22 protein-coding genes and 1 rRNA gene are annotated in these 20,230 nt (G+C 48.2%); 1 reads left to right on the top strand and 22 read right to left on the bottom strand.

The annotated features are described in order from the left end of the window. Nucleotides 1–44: 44 nt before the first annotated feature. The 21 genes from rplA to LCM00_RS21695 form a co-directional block, all read right to left on the bottom strand. A complete protein-coding gene (gene rplA, locus LCM00_RS21795; RefSeq protein WP_148976997.1) occupies nucleotides 45–743 on the bottom strand; it encodes a 50S ribosomal protein L1 in 699 nt (232 codons plus the stop codon). A gap of 166 nt (nucleotides 744–909) precedes the next feature. After that, a complete protein-coding gene (rplK, locus tag LCM00_RS21790) occupies nucleotides 910–1,335 on the bottom strand; it encodes a 50S ribosomal protein L11 (protein WP_141195060.1) in 426 nt (141 codons plus the stop codon). Nucleotides 1,336–1,509: 174 nt separating this feature from the next. Further along, on the bottom strand, nucleotides 1,510–2,043 hold the full coding sequence (nusG, locus tag LCM00_RS21785) for a transcription termination/antitermination protein NusG (RefSeq protein ID WP_009791553.1): 534 nt from the start codon (nucleotides 2,041–2,043) through the stop codon (nucleotides 1,510–1,512). Nucleotides 2,044–2,289: 246 nt separating this feature from the next. Further along, entirely contained in the window at nucleotides 2,290–2,460 is a 171-nt protein-coding gene (gene secE, locus LCM00_RS21780) for a preprotein translocase subunit SecE (RefSeq protein WP_009791552.1), read from the bottom strand. Between the two features lie 57 nt (nucleotides 2,461–2,517). Further along, complete coding sequence (gene rpmG, locus LCM00_RS21775) at nucleotides 2,518–2,661, bottom strand: 50S ribosomal protein L33 (protein WP_009791551.1); 144 nt, start codon at nucleotides 2,659–2,661, stop codon at nucleotides 2,518–2,520. Nucleotides 2,662–2,775: 114 nt separating this feature from the next. Continuing rightward, entirely contained in the window at nucleotides 2,776–3,414 is a 639-nt protein-coding gene (gene sigH, locus LCM00_RS21770; RefSeq protein WP_224906048.1) for an RNA polymerase sporulation sigma factor SigH, read from the bottom strand. A 94-nt stretch (nucleotides 3,415–3,508) separates the two neighbouring features. Then, nucleotides 3,509–4,018, bottom strand: a complete 510-nt coding sequence (locus LCM00_RS21765) for an NYN domain-containing protein (RefSeq protein ID WP_224906000.1) — start codon at nucleotides 4,016–4,018, stop codon at nucleotides 3,509–3,511. A 3-nt stretch (nucleotides 4,019–4,021) separates the two neighbouring features. Continuing rightward, nucleotides 4,022–4,765, bottom strand: a complete 744-nt coding sequence (gene rlmB, locus LCM00_RS21760) for a 23S rRNA (guanosine(2251)-2'-O)-methyltransferase RlmB (protein ID WP_224905998.1) — start codon at nucleotides 4,763–4,765, stop codon at nucleotides 4,022–4,024. Then, on the bottom strand, nucleotides 4,762–5,187 hold the full coding sequence (locus LCM00_RS21755; protein WP_224905996.1) for a Mini-ribonuclease 3: 426 nt from the start codon (nucleotides 5,185–5,187) through the stop codon (nucleotides 4,762–4,764). The genes rlmB and LCM00_RS21755 overlap by 4 nt, the downstream gene beginning before the upstream one ends. Before the next feature lie 4 nt (nucleotides 5,188–5,191). Next, the gene (cysS, locus tag LCM00_RS21750) at nucleotides 5,192–6,589 is read right to left on the bottom strand and encodes a cysteine--tRNA ligase (protein WP_009791546.1); all 1,398 of its coding nucleotides are present in this window, start codon (nucleotides 6,587–6,589) and stop codon (nucleotides 5,192–5,194) included. Further along, the gene (epsC, locus tag LCM00_RS21745) at nucleotides 6,589–7,239 is read right to left on the bottom strand and encodes a serine O-acetyltransferase EpsC (RefSeq protein WP_224905994.1); all 651 of its coding nucleotides are present in this window, start codon (nucleotides 7,237–7,239) and stop codon (nucleotides 6,589–6,591) included. Before epsC ends, cysS begins: the two co-directional genes overlap by 1 nt. Nucleotides 7,240–7,733: 494 nt before the next feature. Continuing rightward, nucleotides 7,734–9,191, bottom strand: a complete 1,458-nt coding sequence (gltX, locus tag LCM00_RS21740) for a glutamate--tRNA ligase (protein WP_224905992.1) — start codon at nucleotides 9,189–9,191, stop codon at nucleotides 7,734–7,736. Between the two features lie 88 nt (nucleotides 9,192–9,279). Then, nucleotides 9,280–9,759, bottom strand: coding sequence for a 2-C-methyl-D-erythritol 2,4-cyclodiphosphate synthase (gene ispF, locus LCM00_RS21735; protein WP_009791542.1), 480 nt, complete (start codon nucleotides 9,757–9,759; stop codon nucleotides 9,280–9,282). An 18-nt stretch (nucleotides 9,760–9,777) separates the two neighbouring features. After that, nucleotides 9,778–10,470 (bottom strand): 2-C-methyl-D-erythritol 4-phosphate cytidylyltransferase, encoded by a 693-nt coding sequence (gene ispD / locus LCM00_RS21730; RefSeq protein WP_224905990.1) that lies wholly within the window; start codon nucleotides 10,468–10,470, stop codon nucleotides 9,778–9,780. A 21-nt stretch (nucleotides 10,471–10,491) separates the two neighbouring features. Then, nucleotides 10,492–11,574, bottom strand: coding sequence for a PIN/TRAM domain-containing protein (locus LCM00_RS21725; RefSeq protein WP_009791540.1), 1,083 nt, complete (start codon nucleotides 11,572–11,574; stop codon nucleotides 10,492–10,494). Nucleotides 11,575–11,784: 210 nt separating this feature from the next. Then, nucleotides 11,785–12,858, bottom strand: a complete 1,074-nt coding sequence (gene disA, locus LCM00_RS21720) for a DNA integrity scanning diadenylate cyclase DisA (RefSeq protein WP_009791539.1) — start codon at nucleotides 12,856–12,858, stop codon at nucleotides 11,785–11,787. 3 nt (nucleotides 12,859–12,861) lie between these two features. Continuing rightward, nucleotides 12,862–14,244 (bottom strand): DNA repair protein RadA, encoded by a 1,383-nt coding sequence (gene radA, locus LCM00_RS21715; RefSeq protein ID WP_224905988.1) that lies wholly within the window; start codon nucleotides 14,242–14,244, stop codon nucleotides 12,862–12,864. Between the two features lie 221 nt (nucleotides 14,245–14,465). Beyond that, the gene (clpC, locus tag LCM00_RS21710; protein ID WP_148976990.1) at nucleotides 14,466–16,919 is read right to left on the bottom strand and encodes an ATP-dependent protease ATP-binding subunit ClpC; all 2,454 of its coding nucleotides are present in this window, start codon (nucleotides 16,917–16,919) and stop codon (nucleotides 14,466–14,468) included. Between the two features lie 16 nt (nucleotides 16,920–16,935). Then, entirely contained in the window at nucleotides 16,936–18,003 is a 1,068-nt protein-coding gene (locus tag LCM00_RS21705) for a protein arginine kinase (RefSeq protein WP_224905978.1), read from the bottom strand. A gap of 4 nt (nucleotides 18,004–18,007) precedes the next feature. Beyond that, the gene (locus LCM00_RS21700) at nucleotides 18,008–18,556 is read right to left on the bottom strand and encodes a UvrB/UvrC motif-containing protein (RefSeq protein WP_224905976.1); all 549 of its coding nucleotides are present in this window, start codon (nucleotides 18,554–18,556) and stop codon (nucleotides 18,008–18,010) included. Nucleotides 18,557–18,583: 27 nt separating this feature from the next. Further along, on the bottom strand, nucleotides 18,584–19,048 hold the full coding sequence (locus tag LCM00_RS21695) for a CtsR family transcriptional regulator (protein WP_263623464.1): 465 nt from the start codon (nucleotides 19,046–19,048) through the stop codon (nucleotides 18,584–18,586). A 484-nt stretch (nucleotides 19,049–19,532) separates the two neighbouring features. Here LCM00_RS21695 and LCM00_RS21690 point away from each other — a divergent pair, with 484 nt between their 5' ends. Further along, on the top strand, nucleotides 19,533–19,706 hold the full coding sequence (locus tag LCM00_RS21690) for a hypothetical protein (RefSeq protein WP_224905974.1): 174 nt from the start codon (nucleotides 19,533–19,535) through the stop codon (nucleotides 19,704–19,706). Nucleotides 19,707–20,127: 421 nt separating this feature from the next. On the opposite strand, the gene rrf is transcribed toward LCM00_RS21690, so the two are convergent. Next, nucleotides 20,128–20,230 (bottom strand): 5S ribosomal RNA (rrf, locus tag LCM00_RS21685); the annotation flags it as partial.

Below are 20,230 nucleotides of genomic sequence, written 5' to 3'. Positions count from 1 at the left end.
ACAGTTTAGATTATATGAAATAAACAAGCTGTTGTCAATTGGTATTATTTTACTGCAGCTGTAGAAGGATCAACTTTGACGCCAGGGCCCATAGTTGTTGTTACAGTTACAGATTTTACGTAAGTTCCTTTTGCTGCAGCAGGCTTAACCTTCAGCATAGTATCGTAGATAGTGTTGAAGTTTTCAGCAAGCTTCCCATCTTCGAATGAAGTTTTTCCGATTGGAACGTGGATGATTCCAGCTTTGTCCAGACGGTACTCAACTTTACCAGCTTTGATTTCGTTTACTGCTTTTTCTACATCAAAAGTAACTGTTCCAGTTTTAGGGTTTGGCATTAAGCCTTTAGGACCTAATGTACGTCCAAGCTTACCAACTTCACCCATCATGTCTGGAGTAGCAACGATTACATCAAATTCGAACCAGCCTTGGCTGATTTTGTTGATGTACTCGGAATCGCCTACGTAGTCAGCTCCGGCAGCTTCAGCTTCCTTCGCTTTTTCACCTTTAGCGAATACTAATACACGCTGAGTTTTACCAGTTCCGTTTGGAAGCACGACTGCTCCGCGGATTTGCTGGTCAGCTTTCTTAGGGTCAACCCCAAGACGGAAAGCCACTTCAACAGTTGCATCGAATTTCGCATAGTTTGTTTTCTTAGCAAGCTCAATCGCTTCAGCGACTGGGTAAGCTTTAGAACGATCTACAAGCTTAGCAGCTTCTAAATACTTCTTACCTTTTTTAGCCATTATTATTTCCTCCTTGAATTGTGGTTTTAGCGGAATAACCTCCCACGTCCCAAAAGCAGGGGCGCCCTCCCTCGAAAAGGCCGGGCGCCCGGGCTTTACAGAACAAAGGTTGCGAGTGAATCCAATTCAGCCGCAACCCCATTAGAACCTAATCTTCGAGCATGGATCAGTCTTCGATGACGATACCCATGCTGCGTGCAGTACCTTCTACCATGCGCATAGCGGATTCAACGCTAGCAGCATTTAAGTCAGGCATTTTAGTCTCAGCAATCTCGCGTACTTTATCACGCTTAACTGTTGCTACTTTATTACGGTTTGGTTCACCAGAACCAGACTCGATTCCAGCCGCTTTCTTAAGAAGAACGGCAGCAGGAGGAGTTTTCGTAATAAATGTAAATGAACGGTCTTCAAAAACCGAGATTTCAACAGGGATGATCAGTCCAGCCTGTTCAGCTGTACGAGCATTAAACTCTTTACAGAATCCCATGATGTTAACACCGGCTTGACCCAATGCAGGACCAACTGGCGGCGCTGGATTTGCTTTACCAGCAGGGATTTGCAATTTCACTACCTTGATAACTTTTTTAGCCACGAGACACACCTCCTTAAAGTCCGTGATGTGGTAATAGGGAATTTCCCTCCCACTCAACTTGTAGTCTTTATATTAAAAATAAAGAACATAATCAATTTGTCCAGCCTCGTTGTCCGAGACATACTGACCTATGAAATAGTAACATTTTTAAAAGCGGATTTCAAGTTTTTCAGGCTATAATTTTTCAATTTGTGTAAAATCGAGCTCAACCGGTGTTTCCCGGCCGAACATATTAACCAGAACTTTGATCTTCGCTTTGTCTTTATCGATCTCTTCGATGGAGCCCGTGAAGTTCGCAAAAGGACCTTCGTTCACCTTGACGGTTTCGCCAATTTCAAAGTCGATGTCCACACGCTTTTCATCCACGCCCATGCGCTTAAGGATAACATTTACTTCTTCAGGAAGCAATGGCGTAGGCTTTGAGCCCGAACCTGCCGAACCGACAAATCCTGTAACGCCCGGTGTATTCCGGACAACATACCAGGAATCGTCCGTCATGACGATCTCGACAAGCACATACCCTGGGAATACCTTTCGCTTCACCACTTTTTTCTTGCCGTTCTTAATATCTGTTTCTTCTTCTTCAGGCACAATCACGCGGAAGATCTTATCTTGCATCGCCATTGTTTCCACCCGTTTTTCCAGGTTGGCTTTTACTTTGTTTTCATAACCTGAATAAGTATGGACTACATACCAGTTTTTTTCCATTCAAGAGGACTGTTCGTCCTTCCCTCCCTGTCTAAATAAAATCAAACTTCCCTCTGTAGGTTTCCAATATACCTGTGAACACGGCCGGATCCTGTTTCCTCCTCCGGCTCCCTTAAAGAGTTCCGCTCTTCCCAGGCCAAAACAGGCGCGGATGCCTGTCTTTTTTTAAGCAAATGAAAAAACCCGTTTCCGGGCTTTGCAGAAGTTTCCTGTGTTATTCTCCATTATACCATGAGATTACAGGAGTTATTCAAGAATTAAACGAATCAATTCAGAAATACCTAAGTCAAGAACGGCGAAGAAAAGGGCGAAGAACGTTACTGTCACAAGGACTGTTATCGTATAGCTGGTGAGCTCCTTGCGCTTTGGCCAGCTGACCTTTCTCATTTCGCGTCCAATATCACGGAAAAAATTCACGGTTCGTAACCTCCAACTTTCAAGGGTTGCTTGCTGATCTATGAATGAGTGCTATTGCTATTTTGTTTCCCGGTGGACAGTATGAGCCTTGCATGTATCACAGAACTTTTTTAATTCCATACGCTCTGATTCTTTATTGCTCATGGTCGAATAGTTGCGGGACCCGCATTCTGCACAAGCCAGTACAACTTTTTTCCTCATATCGGCACCTTCTTATTGCTTGTCTGTTTCCTTACAAACTTTAACATGGCACCCCTATCATGTCAATAAGAGTCAGAATCATAGGAAATAAGGATCTATTTGTAATAATTGCCTTTACAATGAAAATTCTCGGACTTCAAGATATCTCTCCAGCTTCCTTTTGACCCGCTGCAGGGCGTTGTCGATCGACTTCACATGCCGGTTCAGCTCCTCGGAGATTTCCTGATAGGACTGCCCGTCAAGATAAAGGGCAAGGACCTTTCTTTCCAGATCGCTCAGGAGCTCGGACATTTTCACTTCGATGTTGTCGAATTCCTCCTGGTTGATGATCAGCTCTTCCGGATCCATCACCTTGGCGCCGGATATCACATCCATCAGCGTCCGGTCCGATTCTTCGTCATAAATCGGCTTATCAAGCGAAACATAGGAATTGAGCGGTATATGCTTCTGCCGGGTGGCGGTTTTGATTGCTGTTATGATCTGCCTGGTGATGCACAGCTCGGCAAACGCCTTGAAGGAAGACAGCTTGTCCTCTTTGAAGTCCCTGATGGCCTTATAGAGGCCGATCATGCCTTCCTGGACGATGTCTTCTTTATCAGCGCCTATCAGAAAATAGGACCTTGCCTTGGCACGCACGAAATTCCGGTACTTTTGGATCAGATAATCCAAAGCCTCGCTCTCGCCCCTGTGGACCAATTCAATTATCTCTTCATCTTCGAGCTGAAGATAATTCTTTTCCTCTTCGTTAGTCATCGTCTTGAAATCGGTACTCACACAGATCCCCCTGACCGCACAAACCACTGGATAAAAATTATTATACAGCAGGAAAATTTTGAGCGTCAACCGCTCATTTCTGTCCTCTGCGCCATTTTTCAAAAATTTCTGCCACTTCGTCCGTGAGCGGGATCTTTGAAACCGGCTTTTTTTCCTGAATTTTCTTTACCTTTTTTTCGATCCTTTTTTCCGTGCTTTCCATCTCGATCATGAGCTCCCGCGCGGATATGCGCAGGGCGCCCTGTCCGAAAATGGCCCATTGCTCGGTATAATCGGACGTAGCGACATGGATCTGGGTCTTGATGTTGTTCAGGCTGATGGCGAGCTTTTCAATCCGTTCATCTGCAGACTCATTTTCTTTTGTAAAAACAACCTCGACTTTATAGTTCTTGAACTTTTTCTCTGTCCCTTTGACATAATGGGCATCAAAGACGATGATGACCCGGTATCCTGAGTATCCCTGGAATTCCGCCATCTTTTCTACAAGCTTGTCCCTTGCTGCACCGAGATCCTTGTTCTTCAGTTCCCTGAGATCAGGCCAGGCGCCAATGATGTTATAGCCGTCCACTATAAGGATGTCCATCTTTTATCCCTCTAGCGGATGGCGTTTGCGGTATACCTCATACATTAAAAGTGCTGCTGCAACAGAAGCGTTCAGTGATGTTACATGTCCGGCCATCGGCAAATGGATCAGAAAATCGCACTTGTCCCGGATCAGGCGGCCCATCCCCTTTCCTTCACTGCCGATAACAAGGCCCAGCGGCATAGTACCGTCAAAGCGGCGATAATCCTCGCTTCCCTTTGCATCCGTCCCGGCGATCCAGACACCTTTTTCCTTCAGCTCATCAATCGTCCTGGCCAAATTGGTCACTCTTGCGACGGGGATATGCTCGATTGCACCGGTCGATGCCTTCGCCACGGTGGCGGTCAGCCCCACTGCCCTTCTTTTCGGAATGATGATGCCATGGGCGCCGACAGCATCGGCCGTCCTCATGATGGAACCCAGATTATGGGGATCTTCAATCTCATCCAGCAGCAGGAAGAACGGAGTTTCATTCTTTTTCTCCGCTGCCGCGAAGAGATCATCCACCTCGGCGTACTCATAGGCCGCGACCGCTGCCACGACACCCTGGTGAATTCCTTCTGCCATCTGGTCAAGCTTCTTCTTCGGCACAAACTGCACAAGCACCCCGTTTGTTTTGGCAAGGCCGATAACCTGCTGCATTTGCCCGCCCTGGGATCCTTCCGCTATAAAAATCTTGTTGATATCCCGCTCTGCCCTCAAGGCTTCCAGCACGGGATTTTTCCCAATAATAAAATCCTGGCTCACTTTCCTTGCCCCCCTTTCCTTTCCTCGGCGTGAAGGAAGGCGGCAGAGATGATTTCCTCCAGCCGCTCCTCCGCTCCAGATAAATATAGATAGCCAATCAGCGCTTCAAATGCAGTGCTGTACCGGTATGTCTGCACATCAGTATTTTTCGGGATGGTTCCGGACTTGGCGTTCCGCCCCCTCCTGACAACAGCAGCTTCCTCTTCATCCAGAAAGTCCGCTTCAAGGAATTTATGGATCACATAGGACTGCGCCTTGGCGGATACATAAGCCGTCGCCTCTTTATGAAGGAAGTTCGGCCTCACGGTCCCCTTCTGGATCAAGTGATTCCGTACATACTGCTCAAATACAGCATCGCCCATATAGGCAAGCGCGAGGCTGTTCAGCTGCTTTTCATTGATCTTATTTTCGTAGCGAAGCATGACGTCAGCCTCTTTTCCATCTTGTGCCCTGGGCCGTATCTTCCAGAATGATGTTCATTTCCTTCAGCTGGTCGCGGATCTGGTCAGAAAGCTGGAAGTTCCGTTCTTTCCTCGCCTGATTGCGCTTTTCAATCAGCGCATCGATCTCATCATCCAGCAGCTCCTCGCCGCCAAGCGACAGCCCGAGGACATCGAACAGAATTTCAAATTCTTTCATGAAGGCTTCGATCACTTCGACGCTCGTATTCTTTTCCAGCAGATAATAATTCGCCTGCCTTGAAAGCTCGAACAGGACGGAGATCCCGTTTGCTGTATTGAAGTCATCATCCATTTCCTTGATGAATTCCCCGTGGAGATCTTCAATCTTTTTCAGCCATTCGCTGTTGTTGTCTGTCAGCTCGGCGCTTGCTTCCTTCCGGTGCGCAAGGTTCTGATAAGAAGTTGTGATTCTTTCCAGCCCGCTGCGTGTATTTTCAAGCAGCTCATCGCTGTAATTGATCGGGTGGCGGTAATGGACAGAAAGCATGAAGAATCTCAATACCTGCGGATCATGCTTTTTGATGATGTCATGCACAAGGACAAAGTTGCCAAGCGACTTGGACATCTTTTCATTATTGATATTAATATACCCGTTATGCATCCAATAGCGCGCAAATGTCTTTCCTGTCAGCGCTTCGGACTGGGCGATTTCATTTTCGTGGTGCGGGAACGAGAGATCCTGGCCGCCGGCATGGATATCAATCGTGTCGCCAAGATACTTCCTCGCCATGGCAGAGCACTCGATATGCCAGCCCGGACGGCCTTTGCCCCATGGGCTTTCCCAGGATATTTCCCCTTCTTTCGCCGTTTTCCAGAGTGCAAAGTCAAGGGCATCCTGCTTCTTCTCCCCTACAGCAATCCTGGCGCCGACACGGAGCTCATCAATGGATTGCTGTGACAGCTTGCCGTATTCATCGAATCTTCTAGTGTGGAAATACACATCCCCGTTTGATTCATAGGCAAATCCTTTTTCAATCAGGGCCTCGATGAACTGAATGATGAGATCCATGCTTTCAGTTACGCGCGGGTGCACATCCGCCCGTTTGCATCCAAGCGCTGAAACATCCTCAAAGTAAGCATCGATGAAACGCTCGGCAATGGACGGAACATCCTCCCCAAGCTCCTTGGCAGCTCTGATCAGCTTATCATCCACATCTGTAAAATTAGAGATATACTGTACATCATAGCCCCTGAACTCCAGGTATCTTCTTACCGTATCAAAAACGATCGGCGGACGGGCATTTCCTATATGGATATAGTTATATACGGTCGGCCCGCATACATACATTTTGACTTTCCCTTCTTCAAGGGGAATAAACTCTTCCTTCTGCCTGGACATTGTATTATAAATAGCAATAGCCATTATTTAAGGCTCCTTTCTCTTCTCAAATCCTCCAGTTCGACCTGCATCTCCTGAAGCTTCTTCTCCATCTCGACCAGCCTGTCGCTCACTGGATCTGGCAGATCGCTGTGGTTGAGATCCTTCTTGAGCTTCACGCCATCTTTGATGACGACCTTGCCCGGAATACCCACTGCCGTTGAATTGGGGGGAACATCCCTTAGGACGACCGAACCCGCTCCCACCTTCGAGTTCTCTCCGATGGTGATTGAACCCAAAACCTTCGCACCGGTGGCTATCAGGGCATTATCTTTGATTGTCGGGTGGCGCTTCCCTTTTTCCTTGCCGGTCCCGCCGAGGGTGACCCCCTGGAACACTGTCACATTATCACCGATTTCGCATGTCTCGCCGATTACTACGCCCATTCCGTGGTCAATGAAGAAACGCCGGCCGATTTTTGCGCCAGGATGGATCTCGATACCCGTAAAAAATCGGCTGATCTGGGAAACAACCCGGGCCCAAAAATAGAATTTCCTTTTGAACAGGGCATGTGCCAGCCTATGTGCCCAGATGGCATGGACTCCGGAATACGTAAGTATGACTTCAATATAGCTCCTGGCTGCAGGGTCCTGGTCAAAGACCACCTCTATATCCTCTTTAAGCCTTCGGAACATTTGTTCTCCCCCTCCCTGTTTTTGCATATCTGACGGTTGAAATTTTTCTCCAGACGGCCAGCATCCTTCCGGGAAATCCTTTCCGGAGCGGCTCATATACGAGGGACCGGGCGCTGGAGCAGGCCTTAAGCTGTTTACTTCAAGCCCGGCAAGCTTTTGAACTTAACAACAAAAAAGCGCCCCTGTCATAATGACAGAGACGCTGCAAGCGCGGTTCCACTCTGTTTAGGCACATGTAAAAGAGCCTCAACTTTGCCCTGTTAACGGAAGGGAGTCCGCCCAAGTCTACTCTGCATTTCGAAATGGGGCTCAGAGGGGCACTTCAAAAAATGAGGGGCCTGAACCACTTTCAGCCGGTGATGGTTCTCTCTTTCAGCCTAACCCTTAATGCGCGGGCAAGGCTATTGAAGCGTCATTTTTCTACTCTTCCTCTTCAACACTTTTGGATCATTAAATTTGAATTACTCTTACTATATTACATTTTTGCCAAGATGTTAATCATTAATGCTTGCCAAACGATTTTTCACCTTGTCTTTTCCTAAAAGAGCGATTGCCTTTGGAAGATCCGGTCCGTGCGTCTGTCCTGTGATGGCTGCACGTACAGGCATAAACAGCTTCTTGCCTTTATGGCCTGTGCCTTTCTGGACTGCCTTCAGCGCTGCCTTGATTTCTTCCGCTGTGAAATCTTCCAGGGAGCTAATTTCGCCGAGGAAGGCAGAGAGCACTTCCGGTACCTGCTCTTCGCTCAGAACTTCTTTCGCTTCTTCATCATAGCTGACTTCCTCTGTGAAGAAGATACCGGAAAGATCCACGATTTCAGCTCCATAGCTCATTTGGTCCTGATAAAGGGAAATAAGCCCGCGCACCCACTCTTCATCCGCGCTTGTCAGGTTTTCACTTACTTTTCCTGCCTTGATGAGATGAGGAAGTGAAATTTCCACCAGCTTATCGAGTTCTTCCTGCTTGATGTATTGGTTATTCATCCATGTCAGCTTCTGCTTATCAAACAGAGCCGGCGACTTTGAAAGCCGGTCCGCTTCAAAGATATTGATCAGCTCTTCCTTCGTGAAGATCTCTTCTTCTCCGGCAGGCGACCAGCCAAGCAGGGCGATAAAGTTGAATAATGCTTCCGGAAGATAGCCCAGCTCCTCGTACTGCTCGATGAACTGGATGATGGATTCATCCCGCTTGCTGAGCTTCTTGCGGCTTTCGTTGACGATGAGCGTCATATGTCCGAAAACAGGGGGCTCCCAGCCAAAGGCCTCATAAATCATCAGCTGCTTCGGTGTATTTGAAATATGGTCATCCCCGCGCAGCACATGGGAAATCTTCATCAGATGGTCATCGGCAGCCACCGCGAAATTATAAGTCGGAATACCATCTTTCTTTACGATGACAAAATCGCCGAATCCGTCAGACTCAAAGGAAACCTCGTCCTTGACCATGTCATTGAATGCATAAACCTTCCCTTTCGGAACGATGAAACGGATGCTCGGCCTGCGGCCTTCAGCCTCAAGCTTTTCCCTGTCCTCCTGTGACAGGTGGCGGCATTTGCCGGAATACTGAGGATTGTCTCCCCTTGCCATCTGCTCTTCGCGCTCTGCTTCAAGCTCTTCCTCTGTGCAATAGCATTTATAAGCAAGATCTTTATCGAGCAGCTCCAGGTACAGCTTCTGGTAGATATCATTCCGCTCTGACTGGCGGTATGGGCCGTATCCCCCATCCTTATCAATGCTTTCATCCCAATCAATGCCAAGCCACTGCAGATATTTCAGCTGGCTTTCCTCTCCGCCTTCAATATTCCTCTTAAGGTCGGTATCCTCAATCCTGATGATGAATTTTCCGCCTTTTGAGCGTGCAAACAAATAGTTGAACAGCGCCGTGCGGGCATTGCCTATATGTAAATGTCCGGTTGGGCTTGGCGCATAGCGGACCCTGATTTCATTAGACATGATAAGCCTCCTATTGTAGTCATTTTCCTTCTTCTTTGCTATATTCTAACACCGTGTTTTTGCCTTATAAAGCTAATTTTTCCGGAGCTCAGTCCTTTTTCTGCAGCAGGACGGCAGCCTGTGAAGCGATCCCTTCGCCCCTGCCCGGAAAACCGAGCTTTTCTGTTGTAGTTGCCTTGACATTGATGCGGTCCGCATCTGCCTGCAGCAGCTCGGCAATCCGCTCTCTCATCTGACCGATATAAGGCGCCATTTTCGGCATCTGCGCAATGATGGTGCAATCGGCATTTACAAGCTTATAACCTTTTTCATCTACAATCTTCCACACATGCTCCAGCAGCTTGGCTGAATCAGCATCCTTAAACTCAGGATCTGTATCCGGAAAATGCCTGCCGATATCGCCTTCCCCGATTGCCCCGAGGCACGCATCTGCAATGGTATGGAGAAGCACGTCCGCATCAGAATGGCCCAGCAGCCCCTTTTCATAGGGAATTTCAATACCGCCGATAATCAGCGGCCTTCCTTCGGTTAATTGATGTACATCAAAGCCTTGTCCAATTCGAAACATAATATATTCCCCTTTACGTTATTTCCCTTGTGCTTCACGTTTCCGGATAATCGCTTCTGCAAAGTACAGATCCTCAGGAGTAGTGAGCTTGATATTATCATAATTTCCTTCAATGATTTTTACAGGGATGCCGAGCCGTTCTGCCAGGCTGGCATCATCTGTGCCGAGGTAATCTTCCTCAGCGGCTTTCTGGTGGATGTGCAGGAGGGTGGAAACACGAAAAGCCTGTGGGGTTTGGACTGCCCACAGACTTGAACGTTCAACTGTTTCCAGGATTTGATTGCCGTCAGCCTTTTTCACAGTATCCTTCACCGGAACGGCCAATACTGCGCCAGCATCCTGATCCGCAGCCTCCGTCAGCTCCCGGATCAGGTGCTGGTCAATGAAAGGGCGGGCCGCATCATGCACCATGGCAATGCCATCTCCCTGCAGCTCCTTCACCGCATTATAGACGCTGTATTGGCGTTCGGACCCCCCGGGAATGAGCCCGGCGGCTTTTTTGATATTGTATAAGGCAAGAAGCGCTTCAATCTCCGCTTTCTCGGACGGATTGACCGCAAGCAGGATGCCTGTGCAATCCGGATCGCTTTCAAACACCCTGAGCGTGTGGATGAATACCGGCACACCGCGGATCTCAAGCAAAAGCTTATTTTTGCCGGCACCCATCCTCTTCCCCTGGCCTGCAGCAGGAATAATTACCTGATAAGGCATAAACAGTCTCCCAACTCTCTTTTATAAAGCTTTTTCAAGCAGCTTAGGCTTTGCAAATATCATGCGGCCTGCAGAAGTCTGCAGCACGCTGGTGACAAGGACGTCGATGTGCTTGCCGATATAATCACGGCCATCTTCAACAACAATCATTGTGCCATCATCCAGATAGGCAACACCCTGATTATGCTCTTTCCCGTCCTTGATGACCTGCACCTTCATCTCTTCACCCGGCAGCACTACCGGCTTGACCGCATTGGCCAAGTCATTGATATTGAGCACAGATACCTTCTGGAGCTCGCATACCTTGTTAAGATTAAAGTCATTTGTCACCACAACACCGTTCGTCAGCTTTGCCAGTTTCACAAGCTTGCTGTCCACTTCCTGGATCTCCTCAAAGTCTCCTTCATATATCTCGACCTTGATGGAAAGCTCCTTCTGGATACGGTTCAGGATATCCAGCCCACGCCTCCCCCTGTTCCTTTTCAATACATCTGAAGAATCAGCTATATGCTGAAGCTCCTCAAGGACAAACTGGGGAATGACGATGGTTCCTTCAAGGAAGCCCGTCTGGCAGATATCCGCAATCCTGCCGTCAATGATCACACTTGTATCCAGAATCTTTAATGCGTTTTTCTCAACTGGTTCTGCTTCCTCTTCACCGGATTTCTTTTTCCGGCTCGTAAATAATCCCAGAAGCTCATCGCGCTTTTTAAAGCCCACCTGGAAGCCAAGATAGCCAAAAATCAGCGTCAGCAGGATCGGGGCGACCGTATTGACAATCGGAAATTCGATTGCATTGAGCGCAAAGCCGATCAAAAATGCCACTATCAGGCCGAAAGCAAGGCCCACACTGCCAAAAATAATATCTGTTATAGGCGCTTTCACCAATGATTCCTCTACCCATCTCACGAAATTGGTTACATAATCAACTGCCCAAAAAGATATAAGATAAAAAATAATGGCACCTAAAATAGCGGACACATACGGATTATTTAAAAGAGGAATGTCGTCCAAAGCAACTAGCCCGAGCAAGTCCGGAATCAAAAAGATCCCAAGGGTCCCCCCGGTAATAAGAAAGCATGCCTGTACAATGCGTTTTAACATTCCTTCACCTCCTTTTAATCATTATAAACAAATTCCCTGAATTGAAACCTGCAGAATATGTTAATTTGGTTTTTTGTAACATTATTTAAAAATAATAATATTGGAGGTTTTATATACTGATACACCTTAAGCGTAGCACCGTGCAAACATAGTGTCAAATAATATAAAACCACCATTTTAGCATACTGTCTAGCCCAATTCAATGGGCAATTAAAGCTGACGGTCCGCAAACAGCTGCTCCTTGACCAGCTTGAGGCCCTCACGGATTTTTCTCGCCCTGACTTCACCGATGCCTTCCACCTCATCAAGATCCTCTACTGAAGCGGCTGTGATTTCAGGAAGCTCCTGGAATCTGGTGATGAGATTTTCAATAATGATTGGCGGGAGACGGGGGATTTTATTAAGCATCCGGTAGCCTCTTGGACAAATTCCTTCATCCAGGTGGACATAGCCGCTATAGCCGATCAGCTTCAGGAGGATGCTGTCCTCAATCGTTTCGCCGCTTGCCAGCTCCTGCATTTTGCTGATTGCTTCCTTCGTGCTGACATCCTTATCAAAGGCATAGTCTTTGATGATCAAAGAAGTTTCCTTTTCCATGTCAGTCAAGAGCTCGTTCATCTGCAGGCGGATCAGCCTGCCTTCCGTGCCCAGTTCACTCAGGTAGGACATCAGTTCCTGCTTGATCTTCAACACCATCTCATAGCGGTGCAGCACCTGAAGAACATCGCTGTAGGTCACAAGCTCTTCAAACTCAAGGATTCCGAGGCTTGCGATGCTCTGCTCCAGCACCACTTTGTATTTCTCAAGCGTCTGGACTGCCTGATTGGCTTTTGCAAGAATGACGGCAATGTCTTTCAGCGCATATCTGAAATGGCCCTGATAGAGCGTAATGACTGTCCGCCGCTGTGAAATGGCAACTACCAGTGCCCCTGTCTCCTTTGCCACCCTCTCTGCCGTCCGGTGCCGCATCCCGGTTTCCGATGAAGGGATGCCCGGATTCGGGGCAAGCTGCGCATTGGCAATAAGGATTTTGCTGCCTGTCTCATTCAGGACGATGGCGCCATCCATTTTGGCCAGCTCATACAGATAACTTGGCGTGAAAGGGCAATTGATCTGAAAGCCCCCGTCTACAATCGCCTTTACCTTCTCATTGCAGCCCAGTACAATCAGTCCGCCTGTATTTGCACGCAGGACATTATCTATCCCTTCGCGTATCGGTGTTCCCGGTGCCAAAAATTTCAGAATGTCACTCCGGGTCTTTTCCCCCAGTTTTTTATTGTCCATATCTTATCCTCCTAATGCCGCTTTTAAGGCCTCGCTGACTGTATTGACCCCGATTAGCTGCACGCCCGGCGGAGAGTCCCAGCCCCCAAGGTTCTTAGCAGGAAGGATGATCCGTTCAAATCCAAGCTTGGCAGCTTCCTGAACACGCTGTTCTATTCTGGAGACTCGGCGGACCTCGCCGGTCAAACCTACCTCTCCGATGATGCAGTCCGACGCCTGTGTCGGCTTATCCCTGAAGCTTGAAGCAATGCTGACGGCAATTGCCAGGTCGATCGCAGGTTCATCCAGCTTAACACCGCCTGCCACCTTCAAATAAGCATCCTGATTTTGCAGGAGCATCCCGACACGCTTTTCAAGCACAGCCATTAAAAGCGGGACGCGGTTATGGTCAATCCCTGTAGCCATCCTCCGCGGATTCCCGAAGCTTGTTGGAGAAATCAGCGCCTGTATCTCAACCAGCACCGGCCTCGTCCCTTCCATGGAGGCAACAACTGTAGATCCGGATGCCCCCTGGGAGCGCTCTTCAAGGAATATTTCCGATGGATTTTCCACCTCTTCAAGGCCGAATTCCTTCATTTCAAAAATGCCCATTTCATTGGTCGACCCGAATCGGTTCTTAACAGCCCTGAGAATGCGATAAGTATGATGCCTTTCACCCTCAAAGTAGAGGACTGTGTCAACCATATGCTCGAGCAGCCTCGGGCCGGCAATCGAGCCTTCCTTCGTGACATGCCCTACGATAAAGATCGCAATGCCTTTTGTCTTTCCGATCCTCATCAGCTCTGCTGTACATTCCCTTACCTGCGAGACGCTTCCAGGGGCCGAGGTGATGTCCGGATGAAAAACAGTCTGGATTGAATCAATGATCACAAAGCTGGGATTTTCATTTTCGATGGTCCGGCTGATTTCCTCGAGATTCGTTTCTGCATATACCAGCAGATTATCTGATACGACCCCGAGCCTGTCAGCCCTGAGCTTTGTCTGCCTCATGGATTCCTCACCGGAAATATACAGAACAGAATGATCCTTCCGGGCCAGCTGGTTGGATACCTGCAGAAGAAGCGTCGACTTTCCTATTCCGGGATCGCCCCCGATCAGAACAAGGGAGCCCCTTACCACCCCTCCGCCCAGAACGCGGTTAAGCTCCTTCAGGTCTGTATAAATCCGCGGTTCATTAACTGTCTCAATTGATGTAATTGGCGTGGCTTTAGAAGCAAGCGTTGCGCCTGCCGAATGGGCAAAGGCACCCCTTCTTCCTGCAGCTGCAGGCTTCTCTGTTTCCTCCACCATTGTATTCCACTGCCCGCAGGCAGGACATTTGCCCATCCACTTGGCGGACTCATATCCGCATTCCTGGCAGATGAATTTGGTCTTTCTTTTTGCCATCCGTTTCTCCCTTTCTATCTCATTCTCTTCTATTGTGAAAAGTGCACCATTAGTTTCATTATAGGGAAAGTATATTATACTTGCCCGCCTATATAAAAATGCCTGTCCAAGGAAAGTAGTGGAAATAGCTGATTTTTATTCAAAAGCAGAGCGAAATGCCTTGAATGGAAAAAGGTACACGCATTGTACACCGTGTACCTTTTCATTATATAGTATGACGTTTATTTAGATAAGTTTGTTGCAGTTTCAGGAGATTCTTCTGTTTTCACGACAAATTCCCCATCTTCTACATCGATGATGACATTCTGCCCTGTCAGCACCTGGCCCTTCAGCAGCTCCTCTGACAAGCGGTCCTCGATATGCTTTTGGATCGCACGGCGGAGCGGCCTTGCACCATATTCAGGATCGTAGCCTTCCTCGGAAATTTTCTCTTTTGCCTTATCTGTCAGGCCAAGGACGATTTCCTGTTCCTGCAGGCGTTTAACCAGCTGATCGGAAAGCAGTGTAACGATTTCCTTGAGATGTTTTTTCTCCAGGGCATGGAACACGATGATTTCATCGATACGGTTAAGGAATTCAGGGCGGAAAGCCTTCTTAAGCTCTTCCATTACCTTGCCTTTCATATCCTTATAGTCCTGCTCTCCATCCTGGATGTTGAAGCCGACATATTTATTGCGTTTCAGCGCCTCTGCCCCGACATTGGATGTCATGATCAGGACTGTGTTGCGGAAGTCGACTGTCCGCCCTTTAGAATCTGTCAGGCGCCCATCTTCAAGAACCTGAAGGAGGATATTGAATACATCCGGATGTGCTTTCTCAATCTCATCCAGAAGGACAACTGAATATGGCTTCCTGCGTACCTTTTCTGTCAGCTGGCCGCCTTCCTCATAGCCTACATAGCCCGGAGGTGAACCAACAAGGCGGGAAGTTGAATGCTTCTCCATATATTCAGACATATCAATGCGGATCATCGCATCTTCATCGCCGAACATCGCTTCAGCCAGCGCACGCGCAAGCTCGGTCTTACCGACACCGGTAGGGCCAAGGAATACAAAGGAGCCGATCGGACGCTTAGGATCTTTCAGTCCGGCACGCGCACGGCGGACCGCTTTGGAGATCGCCTTGACTGCTTCTTCCTGGCCAATGACACGGGAATGAAGAATTTCTTCCATGTTCAGGAGCTTGGCTGTTTCGGTCTGGGCCAGCTTCGCCACAGGAATTCCAGTCCAGCTAGCCACAACATGTGCAATATCATCCACTGTAACTTCACTGTTTTCCTTCCCCTGCTTCTCTTTCCAGCTCTTCTTTGTTTCCTCCAGCTGCTCGCGCAGGCGCTGCTCAGAATCTCTGAGAGATGCAGCTTTCTCAAACTCCTGGCTTTGGACGGCAGCATCTTTTTCCTTCCTGACTTCTTCAAGCTTCATTTCAAGCTCTTTCAGGTTAGGAGGAGTAGTGTAAGAACGCAGGCGTACTTTTGAACCAGCTTCATCAATCAGATCGATTGCTTTATCCGGGAGGAACCTGTCTGAGATATAACGGTCAGAAAGCTTAACAGCAGCCTCGATGGCTTCGTCTGTAATGGATACTCTGTGATGGGCCTCATAGCGGTCGCGCAGCCCCTTAAGGATCTGGACTGACTCATCTGCTGTCGGTTCATCTACCGTAATAGGCTGGAAACGCCTTTCAAGCGCAGCATCCTTTTCGATATATTTTCTGTATTCATCCAGGGTAGTGGCGCCGATGCACTGCAGCTCGCCCCTTGCAAGAGAAGGCTTCAGGATATTGGAAGCATCAATTGCCCCTTCTGCTCCGCCTGCACCGATCAAAGTATGAAGCTCATCGATAAAGAGAATGATATTGCCTGCCTGGCGGATTTCATCCATCACTTTCTTTAAGCGGTCTTCAAATTCGCCCCTGTATTTTGTTCCGGCTACAACCGTTCCCATATCAAGCGTCATGACCCGTTTGTCACGGAGGATCTCCGGCACTTCATTGTTGATGATCTGCTGTGCAAGGCCTTCAGCGATGGCTGTCTTACCGACGCCAGGCTCCCCGATCAGAACCGGGTTGTTCTTTGTCCGGCGGCTCAGCACTTCAATGACGCGCTGGATTTCCTTGCTTCGGCCGATGACCGGATCAAGGCTGCCTTCCCTGGCAATGGCCGTCAGATCTCTTGCAAGACTATCAAGGGTAGGTGTATTGGCGCTTGCCGCTGATCCTCCCTGATGGCTTCCTGAATCATTGCTGCCCAGAAGCTGGAGCACCTGCTGCCTTGCTTTATTCAAGCTTACTCCCAGATTGTTCAGCACCCTTGCGGCAACTCCCTCGCCCTCGCGGATCAAGCCTAGCAGAATATGCTCTGTGCCGACATATGAGTGGCCCAGTTTTCTTGCCTCATCCATTGAGAGTTCGATGACCTTTTTGGCCCTTGGTGTATAGTGGGGAGTCTGTGAGGAGTCCTGGCCGCGGCCAATGAGGTTTTCCACCTCTTTTTGGATCTTTTCAGAGCCCAGCCCGAGTGCATACAGCGCCTTTGCGGCAATCCCCTCTCCTTCACGGACGAGGCCGAGCAGGATATGCTCTGTGCCGATATTGCTGTGTCCTAAGCGAATGGCTTCCTCCTGTGCTAATGCCAATACTTTTTGAGCTCTTTCAGTAAATCGTCCGAACATCATATTTTCATCCTCCCGACTATTGTTTTTCCATTTTCAATCTTTCACGTATAAGTGCAGCCCTTCTAATATCACGTTCTTCAGGCCGGAGCGGCCCGCCGGCATATTGCTGCAGAAAACCGGGCTGTGTAAGAATCATCAATTCATTTAAAATATTTTTGGAAATATCTTTGATGTATCCCATATCTATACCCAGCCGGACATCAGATAAGCATTTTGCCGCTTCTTTTGATTCAATGATCCGGCTGTTGGAGAGAATCCCATAAGAACGGTACACTCTGTCTTCTAATTGTATGTTTGAAGTCTTTGCTAATGCTTCCCGGGCATATCTTTCCTGGGCGATGAGCTGGCCCACGACACTCTTCAGATCTTCTACGATGTCTTCCTCCGACTTTCCGAGCGTAATCTGATTGGAAACCTGAAAAATATTGCCAAGCGCCTCGCTTCCTTCGCCATATGTCCCTCTCACCACAAGCCCCAGCTGGTTGATGGCCGGAATGATCCGGTTCATCTGATGGGTGAGCATCAGACCGGGGAGGTGCATCATGACAGAAGCCCGAAGCCCTGTTCCGACATTGGTCGGACAGCTGGTAAGATACCCGTAGTCTTCATCAAAGGCAAATTCAAGGTTTTCCTCCAGCCAGTCATCCAGCTTATTGGCCATCTCCAGGGCCTCGGTCAGCCGGAATGCAGGAAACAGGCATTGAATCCGGATATGGTCTTCCTCGTTGACCATGATGCTGACCTCTTCATTTTCTGACAGGAGACAAGCACCGTAAGGAGACTGCTCAGCCAGATTGGGGCTGATCAGATGCTTTTCAACAAGCACCCTTTTCTGAAGGGGCTGGAGGCTCCCCATCTCTAAAAGCTCCATTCCGCCTAGCCCTTTGAAAGGCTTCTCCGCCGAAATCTTCCGGATATCTTCAATGATGCTTTGTGCTTCCTCATTTGAAAATAGAGTCGGAAATTTATATACATTCATATTCCTTGCCAGTCGGATGCGGGAGCTTAGCACAATATCAGAATCAGGGCCTTCCGCACTCATCCAGGAACTGACCGCCTGGCTGATAAAACGTTCCAGTGACACGATATCAGTCCCCCTCCCTGCCGCTGCTCAGCTGCTTTTCAAGGGACCGTATCTCATCCCTGCGCTCGGCAGCTTTTTCAAACTCTTCCTGCAGGATCAATTCCTTCAATTCTTTTCTCATGTCTTCAATCTTTCTCCTGAGCTGAATGCTCCCGCCGGCTCTTGCCGGTATCTTCCCTCTATGGGACCAGTTCCCGCTGTGGAGGCGCTTCAGAATCGGGTCAAGCTGCCCTTTGAATTCCGAATAGCAGTGGGCACATCCAAACCGTCCGATTTTAATGAACTGCTTAAAAGTCATCTGGCATTTTCTGCACTGCAGGATATGCTCCTGCGGCCTTTGCTCTTTCTTCGGCTGCTGCAGACCCGGCTCGATATTCAGCAGCCCCGCCAGCAGGCTGTTGAGGGAAAACCCGGAAGCCTGATTATTGATCAAGAACATTTCGCCTTTTTCCTTGGCGCAGACCTCGCATAGATGGAACTCGATCTTCTCGCCATTTATGCTTTTTGTAAAATGCAGCGTTGCCGGCCTCTGATTACATTCTTGGCAAATCATGCACTCACCTCTCCAGCTGCTTAATCTTTATTTATACTTCAACGAAGTCAGCATTGCTCTCAGCATTCTTGATCGCAATTCATCGCGGAACGGAAGCTCTATATATAAAACCGACCGGTCGATTACACTGAGCATGATTTTAGCTTCGCGGCGTGTGATGACTTCCTCTTCAACCAGGCGCAAGATGACGCTCTCGGCGCTTCCCTGCGATATCCTGCTTTGGATGAGCATCAGCAGCTGGTCAATCAGATCCGCATGATCATAGGACTGCACCTTCATGATCCGGATATATCCTCCGCCGCCCCGCTTGCTTTCAACAATATATCCTTTTTCGATTGTAAATCGGGTATTGATGACGTAATTGATCTGCGAGGGGACACATTGGAATTTATCAGCCACTTCGCTCCTTTTGATCTCGACACTTTCCCGTTCACTAAGCTCCAAGACTTCCTTCAGATATTTCTCGATTATGTCGGATATATTCCTCACCAGGCCTCCTCCTCCCTGACTTTGACTATATTTGACTTTAATTATAAATGAATTATGTAAAAAGTTGCAAGATGGATGCCTTATTAATTTTCCCATTTAATAAATATCTCAAACGTAACAAGAGCAAATTCTTCCAGCTGTATAGAGTATTCAGATGATGGGCTTTTGGGTGCTTGTCATGGAAGGGATAGTTGATTTTGGAGAGAGGCAGAACGTGTAGGCGGGATATTTTGCAGCTGGTGGGGCAGAGACGGACAGGATGTATGGGATGTGCGGGTTGTGTTGGTGAGGGGGAGAATGGTGATTCGTCCTTGGCGGATTGGCTGTACGGCGGATGGCCTTTTAGTGCCCTTGCTTTGGAGTTGGGCTCTCTGGATGGTGTTTTTGGGGGAAATGGTAAAATAAATGGGGAAGTTGGTAATTTAATCGGTCAATTGATTAAATAAGTCGCTAAGTTGGTAGATTATCGGGTGAATTGATGAAATTCATGGTTAAAGCAGCTGCTTTTCCCGTTATTTTAATCAAAAATGCAGCTCATTCGCCCGCCCGGTATGCTTTTTCCAGTGATATCAGGAATCTAGCGGGTGGCTATGGCTGTTTTGAGGCAAATGGTAAAATAAATGCCGAAGTTGGTAAATTAGTCAGCCAAATGATTAAATAAATCACGAAGTTGGTAGATTATCGAGTCAATTGATGAGATTCGCAGTCAAAGCAGCTGCTCTCCCCGTTATTCTAATCAAAAACACTTCTCTGTTGTCCACCCGGCATGCTTTTTCCAGCAATGTCAGCAACCTAGCGGCAGTCTATGGCTGTTTTGAGGCAAATGGTAAAATAAGTGCCGAAGTCGGTAAATTAATCGGCCGATTGATTAAATAAACCGCCAAGTTGGTAGATTATCGGATCAATTGATGAAATTCGCAATCAAAGCAGCTGCTTACCCCACCATTCTAATCATAAACCCTGCTCATCTGCCTGCCCCCGGCAACAAAACTCCGCTCAAGAGCACCTTTCGAATTAAAAGACTTCTCTTTTTACTAAAAAAGCACAAAAAAAAGAACAGTCTCACAGACTGTTCTTCGTTTGCCCGGCAGCGTCCTACTCTCACAGGGGGAGAGCCCCCAACTACCATCGGCGCTGAGAAGCTTAACTTCCGTGTTCGGTATGGGAACGGGTGTGACCTTCTCG

Origin of the sequence: Bacillus infantis (assembly GCF_020171945.1) — a bacterium.
Classification (GTDB): Bacteria; Bacillota; Bacilli; order Bacillales; family Cytobacillaceae; genus Bacillus_AB; species Bacillus_AB infantis_A.
The sequence above is the reverse complement of the archived record's forward strand: the minus strand, read 5'-3'. Positions and strand labels throughout refer to the sequence as shown.

Excerpts from the sequence above, each read along its gene's own strand:
- rplA (WP_148976997.1), bottom strand. The coding sequence starts at position 743 with ATGGCTAAAAAAGGTAAGAAGTATTTAGAAGCTGCTAAGCTTGTAGAT.
- nusG (WP_009791553.1), bottom strand. The coding sequence starts at position 2,043 with ATGGAAAAAAACTGGTATGTAGTCCATACTTATTCAGGTTATGAAAAC.
- rpmG (WP_009791551.1), bottom strand. The coding sequence starts at position 2,661 with ATGAGGAAAAAAGTTGTACTGGCTTGTGCAGAATGCGGGTCCCGCAAC.
- sigH (WP_224906048.1), bottom strand. The coding sequence starts at position 3,414 with ATGACTAACGAAGAGGAAAAGAATTATCTTCAGCTCGAAGATGAAGAG.
- LCM00_RS21765 (WP_224906000.1), bottom strand. The coding sequence starts at position 4,018 with ATGGACATCCTTATAGTGGACGGCTATAACATCATTGGCGCCTGGCCT.
- LCM00_RS21755 (WP_224905996.1), bottom strand. The coding sequence starts at position 5,187 with ATGCTTCGCTACGAAAATAAGATCAATGAAAAGCAGCTGAACAGCCTC.
- cysS (WP_009791546.1), bottom strand. The coding sequence starts at position 6,589 with ATGGCTATTGCTATTTATAATACAATGTCCAGGCAGAAGGAAGAGTTT.
- epsC (WP_224905994.1), bottom strand. The coding sequence starts at position 7,239 with ATGTTCCGAAGGCTTAAAGAGGATATAGAGGTGGTCTTTGACCAGGAC.
- gltX (WP_224905992.1), bottom strand. The coding sequence starts at position 9,191 with ATGTCTAATGAAATCAGGGTCCGCTATGCGCCAAGCCCAACCGGACAT.
- ispF (WP_009791542.1), bottom strand. The coding sequence starts at position 9,759 with ATGTTTCGAATTGGACAAGGCTTTGATGTACATCAATTAACCGAAGGA.
- ispD (WP_224905990.1), bottom strand. The coding sequence starts at position 10,470 with ATGCCTTATCAGGTAATTATTCCTGCTGCAGGCCAGGGGAAGAGGATG.
- LCM00_RS21725 (WP_009791540.1), bottom strand. The coding sequence starts at position 11,574 with ATGTTAAAACGCATTGTACAGGCATGCTTTCTTATTACCGGGGGGACC.
- disA (WP_009791539.1), bottom strand. The coding sequence starts at position 12,858 with ATGGACAATAAAAAACTGGGGGAAAAGACCCGGAGTGACATTCTGAAA.
- radA (WP_224905988.1), bottom strand. The coding sequence starts at position 14,244 with ATGGCAAAAAGAAAGACCAAATTCATCTGCCAGGAATGCGGATATGAG.
- clpC (WP_148976990.1), bottom strand. The coding sequence starts at position 16,919 with ATGATGTTCGGACGATTTACTGAAAGAGCTCAAAAAGTATTGGCATTA.
- LCM00_RS21700 (WP_224905976.1), bottom strand. The coding sequence starts at position 18,556 with ATGATTTGCCAAGAATGTAATCAGAGGCCGGCAACGCTGCATTTTACA.
- LCM00_RS21690 (WP_224905974.1), top strand. The coding sequence starts at position 19,533 with ATGGTTAAAGCAGCTGCTTTTCCCGTTATTTTAATCAAAAATGCAGCT.